An 18,831-nucleotide genomic window follows, 5' to 3' on the forward strand; every position below is an offset into this window, starting at 1 on the left:
TCTTGCTTGTTCGACACTGGTCCGCCCCGGTAGGCCGAATCCGACAGGGTTCGTGGGTCATCGCAGAGCTGTGGGCCGGATAGCTGAAGGATGTTGTACTCGAATGCGTGAAGTGCGCACCTCTCCCCGTGAAGCTCGTCGTGCGCCGCGCGGTCGAGGCAATCGGAAGTCGAGTACTCCCCTCTTCACCCAGCTGCTGACGGCGGCGGTCGACACCGCGGCCGATGCCGTTGCCGTGTCCTACTCCCCCATCGACGGCGAACGTCGCGAGCTCACCTACACCCAACTCGACGAGTACTCGTCACAACTGGCCAGAGATCTGCTCGCGCATGGAATCGGCCCCGGCGATGTCGTCGCGCTCGGATTCACCCGGTCGGTCGAATCGGTGGCGGCGGTGTGGGCGGTGGCGAAGACCGGCGCCGCGTATGTTCCCGTCGATCCGGCGTTGCCCGCGGAGCGAATCGCCTACCTGCTCGAGGACTCCGGCACGATCCTCGGACTCACCTGTGCGGCCCATCGGGAGAAGCTGGGCGACTCCGTCGAGTGGCTCGACATCGACGCCCCGGCCACCTCCGACCGCATCGCGGCGCACCCTGCCCATCCGGTCTCCTATCTCGACCGCGTCCGTCCGCTGACCGATCAGCACCCGGCCTATGTCATCTACACCTCGGGCTCGACGGGTCGGCCCAAAGGTGTCGTAGTCACCCACACCGGTCTTGGCGCCCTGGTCGCGGCGGCCAGGGAACGTTATTCCGTCGGCGCCGGCGACCGGGTCCTGCATGTGTGCTCGCCGAACTTCGACGTCTCCGTGCTCGAGCTGCTGCTGACGTTCAATTCCGGTGCCACGCTGGTTGTTTCACCCTCGACGGTTTTCGGTGGTCACGAACTCGCCGAGCTGTTGCGCCGCGAGCGGGTGACCCACATGCTGATCACCCCGGCCGCATTGGAGTCCGTCGACGCGCACGACCTCGACGCACTGCGGGTCGTCGTCGTGGCGGGCGACGCGTTCGGCCCGACCCTCGTCGACCGTTGGGCGGGCAACCGTGCTTTTTTCAACGGCTACGGCCCGACCGAGGCGACCATCCTCGCCACCGGCACCACCGAACTGCTGCCCGGTCAGCCGATCACGATCGGTTCTGCTTTCGCCGGAGTCGGTGCGACAGTGCTGGATTCGCGCTTGCGCCCGGTTCCCGCGGGTGTGGCGGGCGAGCTGTATCTGTCCGGCCCCGCCTTGGCCCAGGGGTACCAGGGCAGGCCCGCTCTCACCGCTGAACGGTTCGTCGCCTCACCCTTCTCCAGCGCCCGCATGTATCGGACGGGCGATCTGGTCCGGCGCACCCCGGAGGGCGATTTCGAATACCTCGGCCGCTCCGATTTCCAGGTGAAGATTCGCGGCTTCCGGGTCGAACTCGGCGAGATCGACGCCGCCCTCACCGCCCACCCCGACATCGAATACGCGGTCACGCTCGGCACGAAGGCCGACTCGGGCGCGACCGTGCTGGTGTCGTATGTGCTGCCCCGGCACGGTATTTCGATCGACACCGAGGAAGTTGCCCGCTTCGTCGGCACCTCGCTGCCCGGTCACATGGTGCCGACCGTCCTGATGACCCTCGACGCGATCCCGCTGACCCCCAACGGCAAGCTCGACCGCAATGCCCTGCCCACACCGGTTTTCGGGGCGGTCGGTTCGCGCGCGCCCGAGGGTCCGGTCGAGACCGCGATCGCTGAACTGTTCGCCCAGATCCTAGGTCTGGAGCAGATCGGTGCCGAGGATTCGTTCTTCGCCGCCGGTGGCGACAGCATTCTGTCCATCCAGCTCGTGTCGCGAGCGCGCAACGCCGGCATCTCGTTCACCCCGCAGGCGGTGTTCGAGCACCGAACTGTTGCCGGGTTGGCGCGGGTGGCGGTGCTCGGCGCGGAGTCCGCGCCCACCTTGGCCGAACTGCCCGGTGGTGGTGTGGGCGAGATGCCGCTGACCCCGGTGCTGGCCGCCTCGCTGGCCGGTGGGCGGGTGTTCGCCCGGTTCACCCAGCAGATGGTGCTCGCCCTGCCCGCCGGTATCGATCGAAATAGCTTGGTGGACACCCTCACCGCGGTGATCGATCACCACGATGTGTTGCGTGCCGGTCTGCGGCAGGTCGACGGTCAGTGGCAGCTGCATGTCCTGCCGCCGGCCGCGGTGGATGTGAACGACCTGCTCACCCGTGTCGATGTTCCGGCAGGCGCCGACCTCGGTGGCTTCGCCGACACCGCGATGGAATCCGTGCTGGCGTCGCTGGATCCGCAGGCGTACCGGATGATCGGCTTCGCGTGGCTCGTCCGCGAGGACGGCCCGGACGGGCTGGTCGTGGCGGCCAATCACGCGGCGATCGATGGTGTTTCGTGGCGAATTCTGTTGTCGGACTTGGTCGCCGCTTGGGCGCAGGTCGGTCAACGGGTGGTTCTGCCGCCGGTCGGTACATCGTTGCGACGCTGGGCGCACGGCCTGACCGAGGCAGCGGCCACCAGGCGCGAGGAACTGGCGCACTGGCAGCAGACATTGTCGGTGCCAGACCCGCTGCTGGGCGCTCGGCCGCTCGGCCCCGCCGATACCGCGTCGACCGTGCGAACCATCAGCGTCGAGGTACCCGCCGACATCACCCAGGCGGCCCTGACCGAATTGCCGACCGTGTACCGCGCGGGCGCCGAGGACGGCCTGCTCGCCGCCTTGGCCATGGCTGTGCGCTCGTGGCGGGCCCGCCGTGGTGTCGACGCGCCGGCGACCCGGGTCCGGCTGGAGGGCCACGGCCGCGAGCAGTCCGCGGTCGACGGCGCCGACCTGACTCGCACGGTCGGCTGGTTCACCAGCATGTACCCGGTCGCACTCGACCTGAGCGAGGTCGACAGTGATGCCGCGTGGCACGGTGGCAGCGCCACGGCCGCCGCGGTCAAAGCGATCAAGGAACAGCTACGCGCGGTGCCGCACAAGGGCATCGGTTTCGGCATGCTCCGCCATCTGGACCCGGAATCGGCGGCGCAGCTCGAGGGCACGTTGGGCCAGATCGGCTTCAACTATCTGGGCCGGATCTCCGCGGGCGACGTGGCCGACACACGCACAGACCACAGTTGGCTACCCACCGCCGACTGGGGTGAGCCTGTCGCGGAGCAGGACCCGGCGCTGCCCGCTGCCGCCGTCGTCGACATCAACGCGCTTGCCACCAGCACCGACGCCGGTCTGCAATTGCGTGCGTCGTTCTCCTACGCCGCCGAGATCATCGATGAGGAATCGGTGAGGGAACTGGCCGACGACTGGACCGCGGCCCTGTCGGTTCTCGCCGACCACCTGCGCGACCCCGCAGCAGGTGGCCTTTCCCCCGCTGATGTTCCCCTGGTCCAGGTCACCCAGGCAGAACTCGACACCTGGCATCGCGAACGTCCGCGCCTGACCGATGTGCTGCCGTTGGCACCGTTGCAGCTCGGTCTGATGTTCCTGGCCCAGGTGTCGCCGGCCGACCCGTATCTGGTCCAGCTGGCTGTCGAGCTGGCGGGCGAGGTCGACACCGACCGACTGCGACGGGCAGCTCAGGCGGTTCTCGACCGGCACGCGATCCTGCGCACCGCCTTCGGCTCGTCGTCGGCGGGCATTCCGGTCGGTTTCGTGGCCGAGGGTGTCACGGTGCCGTGGCACATCGTCGACACCGAGGATTGCGACGCCGACCGCTTCCTGTCCTCCGAAGCCCGGATCGGTTTCGAGCTCGCCACAGCACCGCTGCTGCGCTTCACGCTGTACCGGCGCGCCGACGGCATGCATCTGGTGTTGACCGCGCACCACCTATTGGTCGACGGCTGGTCGATGCCGTTGCTGATGCAGGAACTGCTGCTCTGCTACGCCACCGACGGCGCCCCCGCGGTACTTCCACGCGTGCGCCCCTACCGCGACTACCTCGCCTGGCTCGCCGACCAGGACCGTTCCGCCGCGCTGCGGAACTGGCGTGAGGCGCTGTCCGGCCACGAGCCGACCCTGCTCACCGCCGCGGTCTCACCCCCGACCGAGCAGACCGAGGGCCATGGCATGTGCGCGATCGACCTGTCACCGGCACAAGCCCACGACCTGGCGACCTGCGCCGCGGCCAACGACGTCACGGTCAACACCGTGTTCCAGGCAGCGTGGGGTCTGGTGCTGGCCGGCGCGGTCGGCCGCAACGACGTCGTCTTCGGCGCGGTGGTCTCGGGCCGTCCGCCGCAGCTGGACGGTGTCGACGGCATGGTCGGCCTTTTCGCGAACACCATCCCTGTGCGAGTCCGCTACAACCCGGTCGAACCGCTGCGAAACCTGTTGTCGCAGCTGCAGTCCGAACAGATCGCCCTGCTGGACGGCCATCATCTCGGCCTCGCCGACATCCAGCGGGCCGCGAGCGCGGACGAGCTGTTCGACACCCTCATGGCCTACGAGTCCTACCCCGTCGACACCGAGGGAATGCAGCGCGCCCACGGCTCGATCGACGGCCTCGAGATCGTCGACGTCCAGGCCGCCAATGCCACGCACTACCCGGTCGCGGTCGGCGTCGAGGTAGGCGAAGGGATTCGCGTCGGTGTCCAGTACCGCCTCGACCTGATCGACCCTGCCGTCGCCGAAGCCCTGGCCCAACGCCTGCGCATCACCCTCGACACCCTGGTCCGCACACCGGACCACACCCCCGCCCAACTCCAGGACACCCTGGACCAGCGCAACGACCCGATCGCGGAGTCTGCCTACTGGCGCAGTGTTCTCACAGACCTGCCCCAGGACTTGAAACTCCCGGCCGACCGCGCCCGTCCCACGACGCCCGTCACCGCCGATGCCCGTGTCGCTTTCGAGATACCCGCTGATCTTCACCAGCGCATGCGCGACTTCGCCCGGTCTCGCGAGACAACGACCTTCAGCCTGGTGCACGTGGCTTTCGCGGTGCTGCTCGCTCGACTGTCCGGCACCGACGACATCGCCATCGACACCCCGTGCCCGCAGTCTCCCGATACCGATCTGCTGCTGCGACTGCACGTTGCCGGCAGTGGCGAAGTCGAGGAACTGATCGCCGACGCAACCGCAGGCGCACGCCGGGCGTTCGCGCGTCATGGCGGTGAACGGTCCGTGGTGCGATTCGCACTGATGACTCAGGCACGTCCGAACACGGAGGTGATCGCACGCGATCTCGTTCTGTCGCTGCGTGTCCCGGGACTCTCGCAGTCCGGTGAGTTCGTCGGCGAGCACCTCCGGTCAGGCGATGCCGATGACCGAACATCTCTAGGTGACGACCGACAGGCCGTTGGTCTCGGTGCTACCGGTGCCACCGAATCCGCCGAGGGTATCGCCGCCGAATTCGTTTACGCCAGTGCACTGTTCGACCAGGAGACCGTGGCGGTGTTCGCGCAACGCCTGATTCGCCTGCTCACCGCCGCGATCGAGCACCCGCACACCCGCGTCGGTGACCTTCCGATCCTCAGCGCTGTCGAGGAAGCGACCCTGACCGCGCGCACCGCGCACCCCCACCTCGACGACGCTCTGTTGCCCAGCCTCGTCGCGCGCGGTAGCGCACTGGGCGCCGACCGGATCGCCGTCCGTCACGAGGGACGTTCGATCACCTACGGGGAACTCTCCGAGCGGACCGCTCGATTCGCCCGCGTACTGATCACGCGCGGGGTCGGCCCCGAAGTCGCTGTCGCCGTTGCCCTTCCGAGATCGGCTGACATGGTCGTCGCCGCCCTCGCTATCGCCGCGGCAGGTGGGGTGTACGTGCCGATGGACCCGCGCAACCCCGCGCACCGTCTCCAGCACCTGGTCACCGATTCGGGCGCGGCACTGGGTATCACCGCCACCGCACACCTCGACGACCTCCCCGACAGCCTGAGCTGGCTGACGCTCGACGACCTCGACCGAGCAGGCGCCACGCACCCCACCACCCCGATCACCGACGCGGACCGCCTCGCGCCCTTGCGCGTCGACCACCCCGCGTACATCATCTACACCTCCGGTTCCACGGGCCTGCCCAAGGGCGTCACCGTGACTCACACCGGCCTGGCGCCGCTCGTCGACGAGGCCGTGCGCCGCTACCGTCTCGCGTCGAATCACCGCTTCCTGCACATCTGTTCGCCCTGGTTCGACCCGTCCGTGCTCGAGTGGCTGTGCGCCTTCTCCACCGGCGCGACCCTGGTCGTGGTCGGGTCCGACGTCGCAGGCGGTGTCGAACTCGCCGACCTGTTGGCCGCCGAGTCGGTCACCCACGCCATCATCACCCCCGCCGTCCTCGGCACCGTGGATCCCACCGGTCTGGACGCACTGGAATCGTTGTCTGTCGGCGGCGACGTGACGACTCCGGAGCTGCTGGCGAAATGGCAGCCCGGCCGCCGCTACCTCAACGGTTACGGCCCCACCGAGACCACCATCATTTCCTCCTACGCCGAACTCACTGCCGGACAACCCGTTTCGATCGGCACGCCCGTGCAGGGCACGCACGCGATGATCCTGGACGCCCGCCTCAACCCGGTACCGCCGGGCGTCACCGGCGAGCTCTATCTGACCGGGCGCGCGCTGGCACGCGGCTACCGCAATCAGCCGGCGACGACCTCGGCCCGCTTCGTCCCCGATCCGTGGGGTGCCCCCGGCGCCCGCATGTACCGCACGGGCGATCTCGTGCGCCGTCGCGACACCGGCGACATCGACTATCTCGGCCGCGCGGACACCCAGCTGAAGGTGCGCGGTTTCCGCATCGAACCCGGCGAGATCGATGCGGTGCTCGTCGCACACCCCGACGTCGAGTTCGCGGTGACCGTGGGTCGGCAGACGCCGTCCGGTTCGACCTCGCTGGTGTCCTATGTCCTTGCTAAACAGGGGCATTCGGCCGACCCGCAGGCGCTCACCGAATACGCCACCGACCGTCTGGCCGCGCACGCGGTGCCCGCCGCGATCGTGGTCCTCGACCACCTGCCCCTGACCTCCAACGGCAAACTCGACCGCACCGCCCTGCCCGCACCGGCCACCGCGACGGCGCCCGCCGCCGCGCCGTCGGGCGCGATGCAAACCCTGCTGGCCGAACTGTTCGCCCGCGTCCTCGGCGTACCGGAGGTCGGCGCGCACGACTCGTTCTTCGCGATCGGCGGCGACAGCATCCTGTCGATCCAGCTGGTCTCACTGGCCCGCGCCGCGGGCATCGTCTTCACCACCCGCGACGTCTTCGAACACCGCACGGTGGCGAAGCTGTCCGAGATCGCCGCACTCGACAGCCCGGACACGCCGATACTGGCCGAACTGCCCGGTGGCGGCATCGGCGAGATCGCCTTGACTCCGGTGCTGGCCGATTTCCTGACCACTGGTTCGAGCGACCGTTTCGCCCAGACGATGGTGCTGGCCCTCCCCGACACCATCGACCGCTCAGGCTTGGTCGCCACCATCGCCGCCGTCGTTCGCCACCACGACATGTTGCGCTCCCGCCTGCGCCGAGACGGCCGGACATGGCAGCTCGAAGTCCTGCCACCGCATGCCATCGACGTGGATTCCCTGATTGCAGAGGTCGACGCCTCGACAGCAGAAGACCTGACCCGAATCGGCAGCGCTGCAATGGATTCGGCACTGTCCGCCCTCGATCCCGCCGAAGCCCGCATGATCGCCTTCACCTGGATCCGCAGGCACGGTGCCCGCGATGCCCTCGCGGTCGCCGCCCACCACTACGTCATCGACGGCGTCTCCTGGCGAATCCTGCTCCCCGATCTCGTCATCGCCTGGTCCCAGTACGCCGCGGGCAGCCAGATCGCCCTGCCGCCGGTCGGCACCTCGTTCCGCCGTTGGGCACACGGCCTCGCTACCGCCGACCGCACCGCCGAACTCAACCACTGGCAGCAGGTCCTGGCCACCCCCGACCCGTTGCTCGGCACCCGCGCGGTCGACAGTCGCCTCGACACCGAGGCGACGATGCGCTCGATCACGGTCCAGCTCCCGGCCGAGATCACCGAACCCCTGCTCACCACCCTGCCCGCCCGCTACCGTGCGGGCGCCGACCACGCGCTGCTCGCCGCACTGGCCTTGGCCGTGCGCGTCTGGCGCGCCCGCCGCGGCGTCGATTCCCCCACGCTGCGACTGCGCCTGGAAGGTCACGGCCGCCAGGAAGACGCCGTCCCCGGCGCCGATCTGACCCGCACCGTCGGCTGGTTCACCACCGTCTACCCCGTTGCCATCGACCTGTCCGCCATCACGCCCGCGACCTTCGACGACGAAGCCCTCGCCGCCACGGTGCGCACCGTCAAGGAGCAACTGCTGGCCGTGCCCGACAACGGCATCGGTTTCGGCCTGCTGCGCCAGGCACCACAGACACGGAACCTGTTGTCCGGCAACATCGGCCAGATCGGCTTCAACTACCTGGGCCGCGCGAGTACCGCCGCCGGGCCCACCGACGACACCGCGTGGCTGCCCACCGCCGATCTCGGCGATATCGAGGTCGACTACGACCCCGCGTTGCCAGCGCACACCGTTCTCGACATCAACGCGATCGCCGTCACCACCGACACCGGCCTGCGACTGCAGGCGAACTTCCGCTACGCCACCGCCATCCTGACCGAGTCCGAAGTCCAGGAACTCGCCGACGACTGGACGAGCTGGCTCACCGCCCTGGCCGACCACACCCTGCACCCGTGCGCGGGCGGGCTGACCCCGTCCGACGTCGCGCTGGTCCAGGTCTCGCAAGCCGACCTGAACACCTGGCGGCGCACCCACCCCGGGCTGTCGGACGTGCTGCCGCTCTCGCCGCTGCAGCACTCACTGCTCGCGCTGGGCGACATGCTCGACGAATCGGTCCACGCCTACGTCATCCAGCTCATGGCCGAACTGACCGGCGACCTCGACACCGACCGGCTGCGCCACGCGGCCGCGGCCGTACTCGAGCGCCACGCCAACCTGCGCTCGGCCTTCATCACCACCCCCGACGGCACCCCCGTCCAGCTCGTCACCGACACCGTCGAAGCACCGTTGCGGATCGTCGCGGCCGCCGACGCCGAGCTGCCCGCCCTGCTCGCCGCCGATCAGCAGGCCGGCTTCGACCCGACCATCGCGCCGCTGCTGCGTTTCACGGTGTACACCACCGGTTCCGGACGCAGCCACCTCGTGCTGACGGGCCATCACATCCTGCTCGACGGCTGGTCGATGCCGCTGCTGATGAAGGAACTGCTCGTCCTCTACGCCACCCACGGCGACGCGACCCCGCTCCCGCCGGTGCGCCCCTACCGCGACTACCTCGAGTGGCTCACCCGCCAGGACCGCACGGCCGCCGAGCGCGCATGGTCCGAGGTTCTCGCCGGTGTGCAGACGACCATGATCGCCCCCGAACTGACCTGGCCGCCCGCGACCGGAACCGGTTACGGTCTGTGCGAGTTCGACCTCGACGCCGCGCGCACCGCCGAACTGACCACCTTCGCCGCGGCCGCCGAGGTCACCGCGAACACCGTGTTCCAAACCGCCTGGGGCCTGGTCGTCGCCGCGAGCACCGCGCGCGAGGACGTCGTGTTCGGCGCCACGGTGTCGGGCCGCCCGCCGCAGCTCGACGGTGTCGGCGACATGATCGGGTTGTTCGTCGACGCGATCCCCGTCCGTGTCCGCATCGAGCCCGGCGACAATGTCGGTGACCTGATCCGCGCAGTTCAGGCCGAGCAAGCGGGCGTGCTCGATCACCACCACCTCGGCCTCGGCGCGATCCAGCGGGTCGCGGGCCTGGGTGAACTGTTCGACACTATGCTCGCGTTCGAGTCCTACCCCGTCGACGTCGAAGGCCTGCAACAGGCAGGCGGCGCCCTCGACAACCTGAGCATCGACGACCTCCGAGGCGCCGACCACACCCACTACCCGATCACGGTCCTGGTCTTCCTCGGCGCCCGCACCCAGGTGCAGATCAAATATCGGCGCGACCTCGTCTCCGATGCCGTCGCCCAAGCGGTGACAGACCGCCTTCGCACCGCCATCGACGCCGTCGTCGCGACACCGAACACTGCGGCGACGACCATCACCGAACAACTCGCCACCGACCCGACCGACCCGATCACCCGATCCCGGTTCTGGCGCCGAACCCTGGCCGACCTACCCACCCGACCGCACCTCGCATCCACGCCGCGCGACCATCGGCCCGCAAGCTCGCTCGCCCACGACAACCCGTACGGACGCACCAAGGCTTCGATTCCCGCGACGGTGCACCGCGAACTTCACCAACTCGCCGACGCCGCGAACGTCAGCAGGCAGTCGCTGATCCGCACCGCCGTGGCCGTGCTCCTCGCGCGACTCACCGCCTCCGACGACATCGTGATCCGCGTCGTCACCCCGGACCTGTTGCTACGCAACGCAATCGATCTCGCCGTACCATTTCTCGACCTGCTCGAACAAGCCGACGAAGCCGAGAACCGGGCGCTGGCTCACGCGGGCATCCCCCTCGCGGACCTCGTCGCCCTGCTCGGTGTCGAGCCGCGCTCCCTGGGACAGGTGTCGGTGGAGGTCCGGTCCGACCGCATCCCGCCCCTGACAGGCAAGAGCACCGAGCCGACTCATGAACTCGCCTTCACGGTGGTCGAGGCCAACTCACACTCGACGATCGAGATGTCTTTCGCCCGAACCCTTTTCGACGACCACGCGGCCGACACCTTCGTCGGGCGCCTGGTCCGCCTGCTCACCGCGATCGCCGCTGACCCACGAACCCCGGCCGGTGACCTGCCCTTGGTCGACCACGCCGAGTACACGTTCTTGACCCACCTCGGCGACGGTCCGGTACCCACGACAACCGGCACCCTGCCCGCGCTCCTGGTCCGCGGCACCGGGTTCGGCCAACATCGCATCGCCGTGCGCGACAACGGAACCGACCACACCTACGGCACTCTCGACGCGGAATCCTCGCGCCTGGCGCGCACCCTCATCGCCGACGGAGTCGGCCCGGAAACGGTGGTCGCCTGCGCGATCCCTCGCTCCTATGATTCGATCGTGGCCCTGTGGGCCATCGCCAAAGCAGGCGGTGTCTACCTGCCGGTCGACCCGAACTACCCCGAAGACCGCGTCCGTCACATGCTCGCCGACTCCGGTGTGACAGTGGGCCTCACCGTCGCCGCGCGAGCGACCGGACTCCCCGCATCAGTGCGCTGGCTGGTCCTCGACGACACAACAGTCCGGGCCCGCATCGTCGCGAAGGCGGCGACCCCGGTACGCGACCGCGACCGACGATCACCCCTGCGCCTCGACAACACCGCGTACATGATCTACACCTCCGGCACCACCGGCGTCCCCAAGGGCGTCGCGATCACCCATACCGGCCTCGGCGCCCTCATCGCCCACTCGGCGGCACTGATGCGACTGCGCCACGATCACCGCATGCTGCACGTCTGCTCGACGAGCTTCGACCAGTCGATCGAGGAGATCGGCACCGCGTTCCATCACGGTGCCACCCTGGTCATCGCCCCACCGGACACCCTCGGAGGCACCGACCTCGCCGACCTGCTGCGCACCGAGCAGGTCACCCACACGATCATCACCCCCGCCCTGCTCAGCACCCTGGACCCGGCAACCCTGCCCGAGCTGCGGTGCGTGTCCGCGGGCGGCGAGGCCACCACACCCGACCTGCTGGCCACCTGGCAACCCGGCCGCAGTTTCCTCAACGGCTACGGCCCCACCGAGGCCACCATCGGCGCGACCTACGCATCCCTGCGCGCCGGCGACCGCGTCACCATCGGTCGCCCCGTCCCCGGCATGCGCGCGGTGGTGCTCGACGCCCGCCTGCACCCGGTCCCGGTAGGCGCTTGCGGCGAGCTGTATCTGGCTGGCCCAGCGCTGGCCCGCGGATACCGTGGTCGCGGCGCCGCGACCGCCGACCGTTTCGTCGCCTGCCCCTGGGCCGAACCCGGCGAACGCATGTACCGCACGGGCGATCTCGTCCGCTGGGTGCACGGTGACACCTACGAGCTGGAATACCTGGGCCGCACCGACTTCCAGCTCAAGATCCGCGGTTTCCGGATCGAACCGGGTGAGATCGATGCCGTCCTGATGCGCCACCCACAGGTGAGTTTCGCGCTCACCCTCGGCACCGAGAACCCTGCCGGTGAAACAGCGTTGGTCGCGTATGTGACGGGCCGCGACATCGATCCCGATGCCATCGCACGCTGGTCGGCGTCGATGCTGCCCGCCCACATGGTCCCGGCGGCCGTGGTCGTCCTGGACCGCATCCCGCTGTCGGCCACCGGAAAGATCGACCGAACCGCGCTTCCCACACCGGAGTTCGCGACACGCACCTACCGCGAGCCCGCGCCCGGTCTGGAACGAACGGTCGCCGAGATCTTCGCCGAGGTACTCGGTGCCGAACGCGTCGGCGCCGACGACAACTTCTTCGACCTGGGCGGCAACTCGCTGCTCGCCACCCGCCTGACCGCGCGCCTGAGCGCGGCGGTCGAGATCCGGGTGCCCGTGCGCGTGCTGTTCGCCGCACCCACCGTCGCCGCATGCGCGCACGAGATCACCGGATTGACCCGCGCGGCCCACCGCCCCGCCCTGCAGGCCCGACCGCGCCCGGACCACATCCCGCTCTCGCCCGCCCAGCAGCGCATGTGGTTCCTCAACCGCTTCGACACCGCGACCGCCGCCTACAACATCCCGGTCGTGCTCCGCCTGACCGGCGCGCTCGACACCACCGCCATGCAGCAGGCATTCACCGATCTGATCGCCCGCCACGAGATCCTGCGCACGATCTACCCGACCGTCGAGCACGCACCGGCGCAGATCGTGTTGCCGGTCGACCACCCGGCCGTGCCGCACCTCCAGGTCGCCACGCTCGTCCGCGACACCGATTACACCGGCCACGGCCCGAGCGCAGACACCGACGACCATGTGACATCCGCCGTGACAGAACTGGTCTCGACGGTCTTCGACGTCACTGCCGAAGTCCCGTTGCGCGCCACCCTGTTCGAACTGGGCCCGCACGACCACGTCCTGGCCATGGCCGTGCACCACATCGCCGGTGACGGCTTCTCCGGCGGCCCCCTCACCCGCGACCTCGTGATCGCCTACACCGCACGCGCACAACGACAGACCCCCACCTGGGCGCCGTTGCCGGTGCAGTACGCCGACTACGCGATCTGGCAGCGAACCCTGCTCGGCGACGAAACCGACCCCACCTCGATGTCGGCGACCCAACTCGCCTACTGGCAGCAGGCCCTGGCAGATCTACCCGACCAGCTCGAACTACCGCGCGACCGCCCACGTCCGGCGATCCAGTCCTATGCGGGCGGCCGAGTTCCCTTCACTGTCGACACCGCCACCCACGCCGCCCTCGCCGAACTGTCCCGCACCCACGGCGCGACGCTGTTCATGGCCGTACACACCGCTCTCGCGGTGGTCCTCGCCGAACTGTCGGGCACCACCGACATCGCCATCGGCACCCCTGTCGCAGGCCGCGGCGACGCCGTCCTCGACGACCTGATCGGCATGTTCGTCAACACCTTGGTCTTCCGCACCCGGGTCGACGCCGACGCGAGCTTCGCCGAACAGCTGACCCGCCAACGCGATACCGACCTGGCGGCCTTCGCCAACGCCGACATCCCGTTCGAACGACTCGTGGAAGTCCTCAATCCGGCCCGCTCGACTGCCCGCCACCCGCTGTTCCAGGTCGGCCTGTCGTTCCAGAACCTGGCCGAGGTGCGGATGGACCTGCCCGGCACGAGGGTGTCGTCGGTGGAGCTCGACCGTGAGCTGTCCCAGTTCGACCTGCACCTGATCCTGGCCGACCGCTACACCGCCGAGGGTTCCCCCGCCGGCATCACCGGCTACTGCACCTACGCCACCGACCTGTTCGACGCGAGCACAGTGCACGGGTTCCTGGACCGCCTCACCCGCCTCGTCAGCGCGGTGGTCACCGCCCCCGGCGCACCGCTACACACCATCGACCTGCTGGCTCCCGCCGAACGCACCCAGATCCTCGACACCTGGAACCGGACCGCGCGCCGAACAGATCCGACCGCCACCCTCGTCTCCCTGTTCGACGCCACCGTCTCGGGCACCCCCGATGCCGTCGCCCTGGTCGCCGACGACATCCGTCTCACCTACGCAGACCTCGACGCCCGGGTGAACCGCCTGGCCCGCTACCTCATCGCGGCCGGGGTGGGCCCGGAAACTCCGGTGGCACTGGCATTGCGCCGATCGATCGACCTGGTCGTCGCGATGTACGCGGTCAGTACCGCAGGCGGCGCGTACGTCCCGATCGACCCCGACCAGCCGCAAGCACGCACCCGGTACATCCTGGACACCGCGGCGCCGCTGTTGATCCTCACCGGCGCCGAGACCTGGCTCGGTGCCACCGATTCGCCCGCAGTCAACGGGTCCGGTCCGACGACCCCCGTTCTCGTCATCGACCAGTTGGACCTGTCGACACACAGCCCCGCCCCGATCACCGACCGCGACCGCCGCGCACCGTTGCGCCCGGCGAACACCGCCTACGTGATCTTCACCTCGGGATCGACCGGCCGCCCGAAGGGTGTGGCGGTCTCGCATGCTGCGATCGTCAACCAGTTGCGCTGGAAGACAGAGGAATTCGACCTCACCGCACAGGACAGCGTGCTGCTGAAGACGGCCGCGACCTTCGATCTGTCGGTCTGGGAGTTCTGGTCCGCGGCGGTCTGCGGCGGTCGGTTGATCCTGGCCGCACCCGAGGGTCACCGCGACCCGGCCTATCTCGCCGAGCTGATCCGACGCGAAGAAGTGACGACCCTGCACGTCGTCCCCTCGATGCTCGACACCCTGCTCACCGAAGAACTGCCGCCGTCACTACGGCGCGTCCTGGCCATCGGCGAAACCCTTCCGGTCGCCCTGACCCGCCGATTCGCCACTGCGGCCCCGAATACCGCCCTGTTCAACGTCTACGGCCCCACCGAGGCCGCGGTCTCGATCACCAGCCACCGGGTGAGCGCCACCGACACGACCACCGTCCCGATCGGCACACCGGTCTGGAACAGCCAGGTCTATGTCCTCGACGCTCGCCTGCGCCCGGTCCCCGCGGGTGTTCCGGGCGAGTTGTACCTGGCGGGCGCCCAGTTGGCGACTGGTTACCTCGCCCGCCCCGACCTCACCGCCGAACGCTTCGTCGCCAACCCGTTCCACCCGGGCACCCGCCTGTACCGCACCGGCGACCTCGCCGCATGGAACAAGCGCGGCGAACTCGAATACCGTGGCCGGACCGACTTCCAGCTCAAGATCCGTGGTTACCGCATCGAACTCGAGGAAATCGACGCCGTGCTGGCCTCGCACCCCGACGTCGGCTTCGCCGTCACCATCGGCCGCGAGAACCAGACCGGGGCAACGGTATTGGTGTCCTACGTGGTCGCACAACAGGGACGCGAGATCACCGTGGACAGCCTCGTGCAATGGGCAACCCGCGCACTGCCGACCCACATGGTCCCCACCACGATCATGGTCCTCGACGAAGTCCCCCTCACCCCCATCGGCAAACTCGACCGCGCCGCCCTGCCGACCCCTGAGCTGGCCACTCGCACCTACCGCGCCCCCGACACCGCCATCGAGCACACCGTCTGCGACATCTTCGCCGACATCTTGCGCTTGGACCGCGTCGGCATGGACGACCACTTCTTCGAACTCGGCGGCACCTCCCTCAGCGCCACCCGCCTGTCCACCCAACTCAGCACCGCGACAGCCGCGCCCATCCCGGTCACCTGGATCTTCACCACCCCCACCCCCGCGGGCATCGTGGCCGCGTTGCGCGCCGACGGCACCGACAGCGCCGGCACCGACGCCGCTTTCGACATCCTGTTGCCCTTGCGCACCGACGGCACCGGCGAGCCACTGTTCTGCGTCCACCCCATCAGCGGCCTGGCCTGGTCCTTCGGCGGCCTCGCCGCCCACCTCGACCGCCCGCTCTACGGGCTCCAGTCACCGGCCCTGAGTTCGACCGAGCCCCTTCCTGATTCGATCGAACAGTGGGCCCTGCTCTATCTCAAGCACATCCGCGCCGTGCAACCCGAAGGCCCGTACCACCTGCTCGGCTGGTCGCTGGGTGGCGTCATCGCCCACGCCATGGCCGTGCAACTCCAGGAGGACGGCGAGGAGGTCGCCGTGCTGGCCATGCTGGACAGCACCCTGTCGTCGGCATCGGCATCGACAGCGATCGCGACCACCGTCACCACCGCCGACCTGCTCGGCGGATTCGCCCACGCCGACGACCTCGACGAGCCGGTCGACCTCCGCCACCTGGCTCGAACCCTGTGTGAACGGTCCGCCCCCCAGGCCTCGCTCGACCCTGCCCGCGTCGACCGGATCGTCGACGCGGCGATCACATCGGTCGCCCTCGACGCCGCCTACCGCCCCCGCCGCTTCGACGGCACCATCACCTATTTCACAGCGGCCCACGACGACCCCACCGGCACCACCGGCGCGTCGTCGTGGACCGACGCGACCACCGGCCCCGTCCGCAATCACCCGGTGGCGGCGACGCATTGGCGAATGACCGACGACCACGCCCTCACCGCCATCGCCGCGGTGCTGCGGGACTCGCCGTGACAGTCTCTGCTGCGCTGACTCTCGAGTCACGGAAAATCTCCGCCCGTAGGCGGATCTGTGAGGCCGGTCACCGGGTTACCGTGGGTCGAGTGGTTCGGTGAGAGCGGGGAAACTGTGAACAGTACGACGATCGCGCGACAGTGCACACTGTGCGAGGCGCACTGCGGAATTCTGGTGACGGTCGAGGACACCGAGGTCACCCGCATCGAAGGCAACCCCGACGACGTGCTCTCGAAGGGCTACATCTGCCCGAAGGCCACGGCGATGGGCGGGCTGCACCACGACCCCGACCGCCTGCGCACCCCGGTCCGCCGGGTCGGCGACGCCTTCGAACCGATCGGGTGGGACGAGGCGTTCCGCGAGATCGGGCAGCGGCTGCGGGCGGTGCGCGCGGCGCACGGACCCAGCGCGATCGGGATGTACCTGGGTAACCCGGCCGCGCACAGTTCCTCGGTGATGTACGGCGCCCTGCTGCGAATAGCGCTGCTCACCCGCAATTTCTTCTCCGCCTCCTCGATCGACCAGTTCCCGCAGGAATTCGTTGCCTGGCGGATGTTCGGCGCCAACGTGCTCATGCCGGTGGCCGATATCGACCGCACCGACCGGCTCGTGGTGCTCGGCGCCAACCCGGCCGTGTCCAACGGATCGATCTCGACCATGCCGGGCGCGAAGTTGCGCATCAAGAACGTGCGTGCGCGTGGCGGCACCGTCGTGGTGATCGACCCGCGGCGCACCGAAACGGCACGACTGGCCGACGAGCACGTCGCGGTGCGGCCCGGCGGCGACGTGTACCTGCTGCTGGGCATGCTGCACGTGCTGCTCACCGAGGGACTCTGCGACGAGCAGGCGGTGCGCGCGCAGTGCTCGGGCCTGGATCAGCTCGGTGAGCTGGTCGCCGCGACGACACCCGAACTCATGGCACCGCACGCCGGTGTCGACGCCGACACCATCACCCGCCTCGCCCGCGACCACGCCGCGGCACCGTCGGCAGTGCTGTACGCGCGGATCGGGGTGTGCCTGCAGACCACGGGCACGATCACCCACTGGCTGGTGAACACGATCAACGCGGTCACCGGCAATCTCGATCGCGCGGGCGGCCAGATGTTCGCGACGCCACCCGTCGACGCCGCCCGCTACGGCAAGTACCTGCCGATGGGCTACGGCGCCTGGACCGACCGCTCCGGCACCCACAAATCGTTTCGCAGTGAACTGCCGGTGGCAGCGCTGGCCGCCGACATCCTCGCACCGGGACCCGACCGGATCCGGGCCATGATCACCTACGCGGGCAACCCGATGCTGTCCACCCCACAGGGCGGCAAGCTCGACGAGGCACTGGAATCACTGGACTTCTACGTCGCGGTCGATATGTATGTCACCGAGACGACCCGCCACGCCGACATCATCCTGCCGCCGATCTCACCGCTGGAACGCGAGGACCTCAACCTGTTGTTCCCGGTGTTCAGTGTGCGCAACAACGCGCGCTTCGACGCCAGAGTGTTCACCCCGGCCGCCGACGGGCTGGAGGACTGGCAGATCCTGGCCCGCCTGGTGACCGAAGTGGTGCCGCTGCCTGCCCGGGCAATCACCGGCCGTGCGCTCACCGGCGTCTTCGAACAGCTCAGCCCGCTGCGGTTGACCGCGGCCGCCATCGCCACCGGCCCGTACGGTGTGCTGCGGCGGGGCCGGAAAGGCCTGACGGTCAACACGATTCGAAACACCGCAGGCGGAGTCGACCTCGGCCCGTTGATGCCACGCTTGCGCGAACTGATCGGCACGAAGGACCGCAGAGTGGCGTTGACACCGCCGGACCTGCTCGCCGAGGTGCGCGCGGTCCTCGCCGACGCGGACACCGTGCGGGCCACCGACTACGACCTGCACCTCATCGGGCGCAGGCACCTGCGCAGCAACAACTCCTGGCTGCACAACATCGACTCGATGATGAAGGGCCGCGACCGCTGCACCGTGCTCATGCATCCCGTCGACGCCACCGCCCGCGGCCTCGCCGACGGCGATCAGGCCACGGTCGAGTCCGCGGTCGGCACGATCGAGGTGCCGGTCGAGATCAGTGACGACATCCGCCCCGGCGTGGTCGCCATCCCGCATGGCTGGGGGCATCGCGAACCCGGTGTCGGCTGGACGGTCGCCGCTTCGCGGCCGGGCGCCAACGTGAACCTGCTGCACGACCCCACCCACACAGATCCGCTGACCGGCACGGCCGCGGTCAACAACACCAGGGTCAGGGTGAGCCCGACGAAAGTCCCGGTCGACATCACCTGAATCGCGCGACCCAGATCACTGTCGAG

General features: G+C 69.1%; 2 protein-coding genes. Both read left to right on the forward strand.

Annotation, left to right across the window (positions count from 1 at the left end; all coding sequences use genetic code 11):
• The first annotated feature begins 103 nt into the window (after positions 1-103).
• On the forward strand, positions 104-16,528 hold the full coding sequence (locus ACLJPD_RS17305; protein ID WP_410873220.1) for an amino acid adenylation domain-containing protein: 16,425 nt from the start codon (positions 104-106) through the stop codon (positions 16,526-16,528).
• 114 nt (positions 16,529-16,642) lie between these two features.
• The gene (locus ACLJPD_RS17310; protein ID WP_410873221.1) at positions 16,643-18,805 is read left to right on the forward strand and encodes a molybdopterin oxidoreductase family protein; all 2,163 of its coding nucleotides are present in this window, start codon (positions 16,643-16,645) and stop codon (positions 18,803-18,805) included.
• The last annotated feature ends 26 nt before the right edge of the window (positions 18,806-18,831 follow it).

It is taken from the genome of Nocardia sp. A7 (genome assembly GCF_046549215.1).
Classification (GTDB): domain Bacteria; phylum Actinomycetota; class Actinomycetes; order Mycobacteriales; family Mycobacteriaceae; genus Nocardia.

Excerpts from the sequence above, each read along its gene's own strand:
- ACLJPD_RS17305 (WP_410873220.1), top strand. The coding sequence starts at position 104 with ATGCGTGAAGTGCGCACCTCTCCCCGTGAAGCTCGTCGTGCGCCGCGC.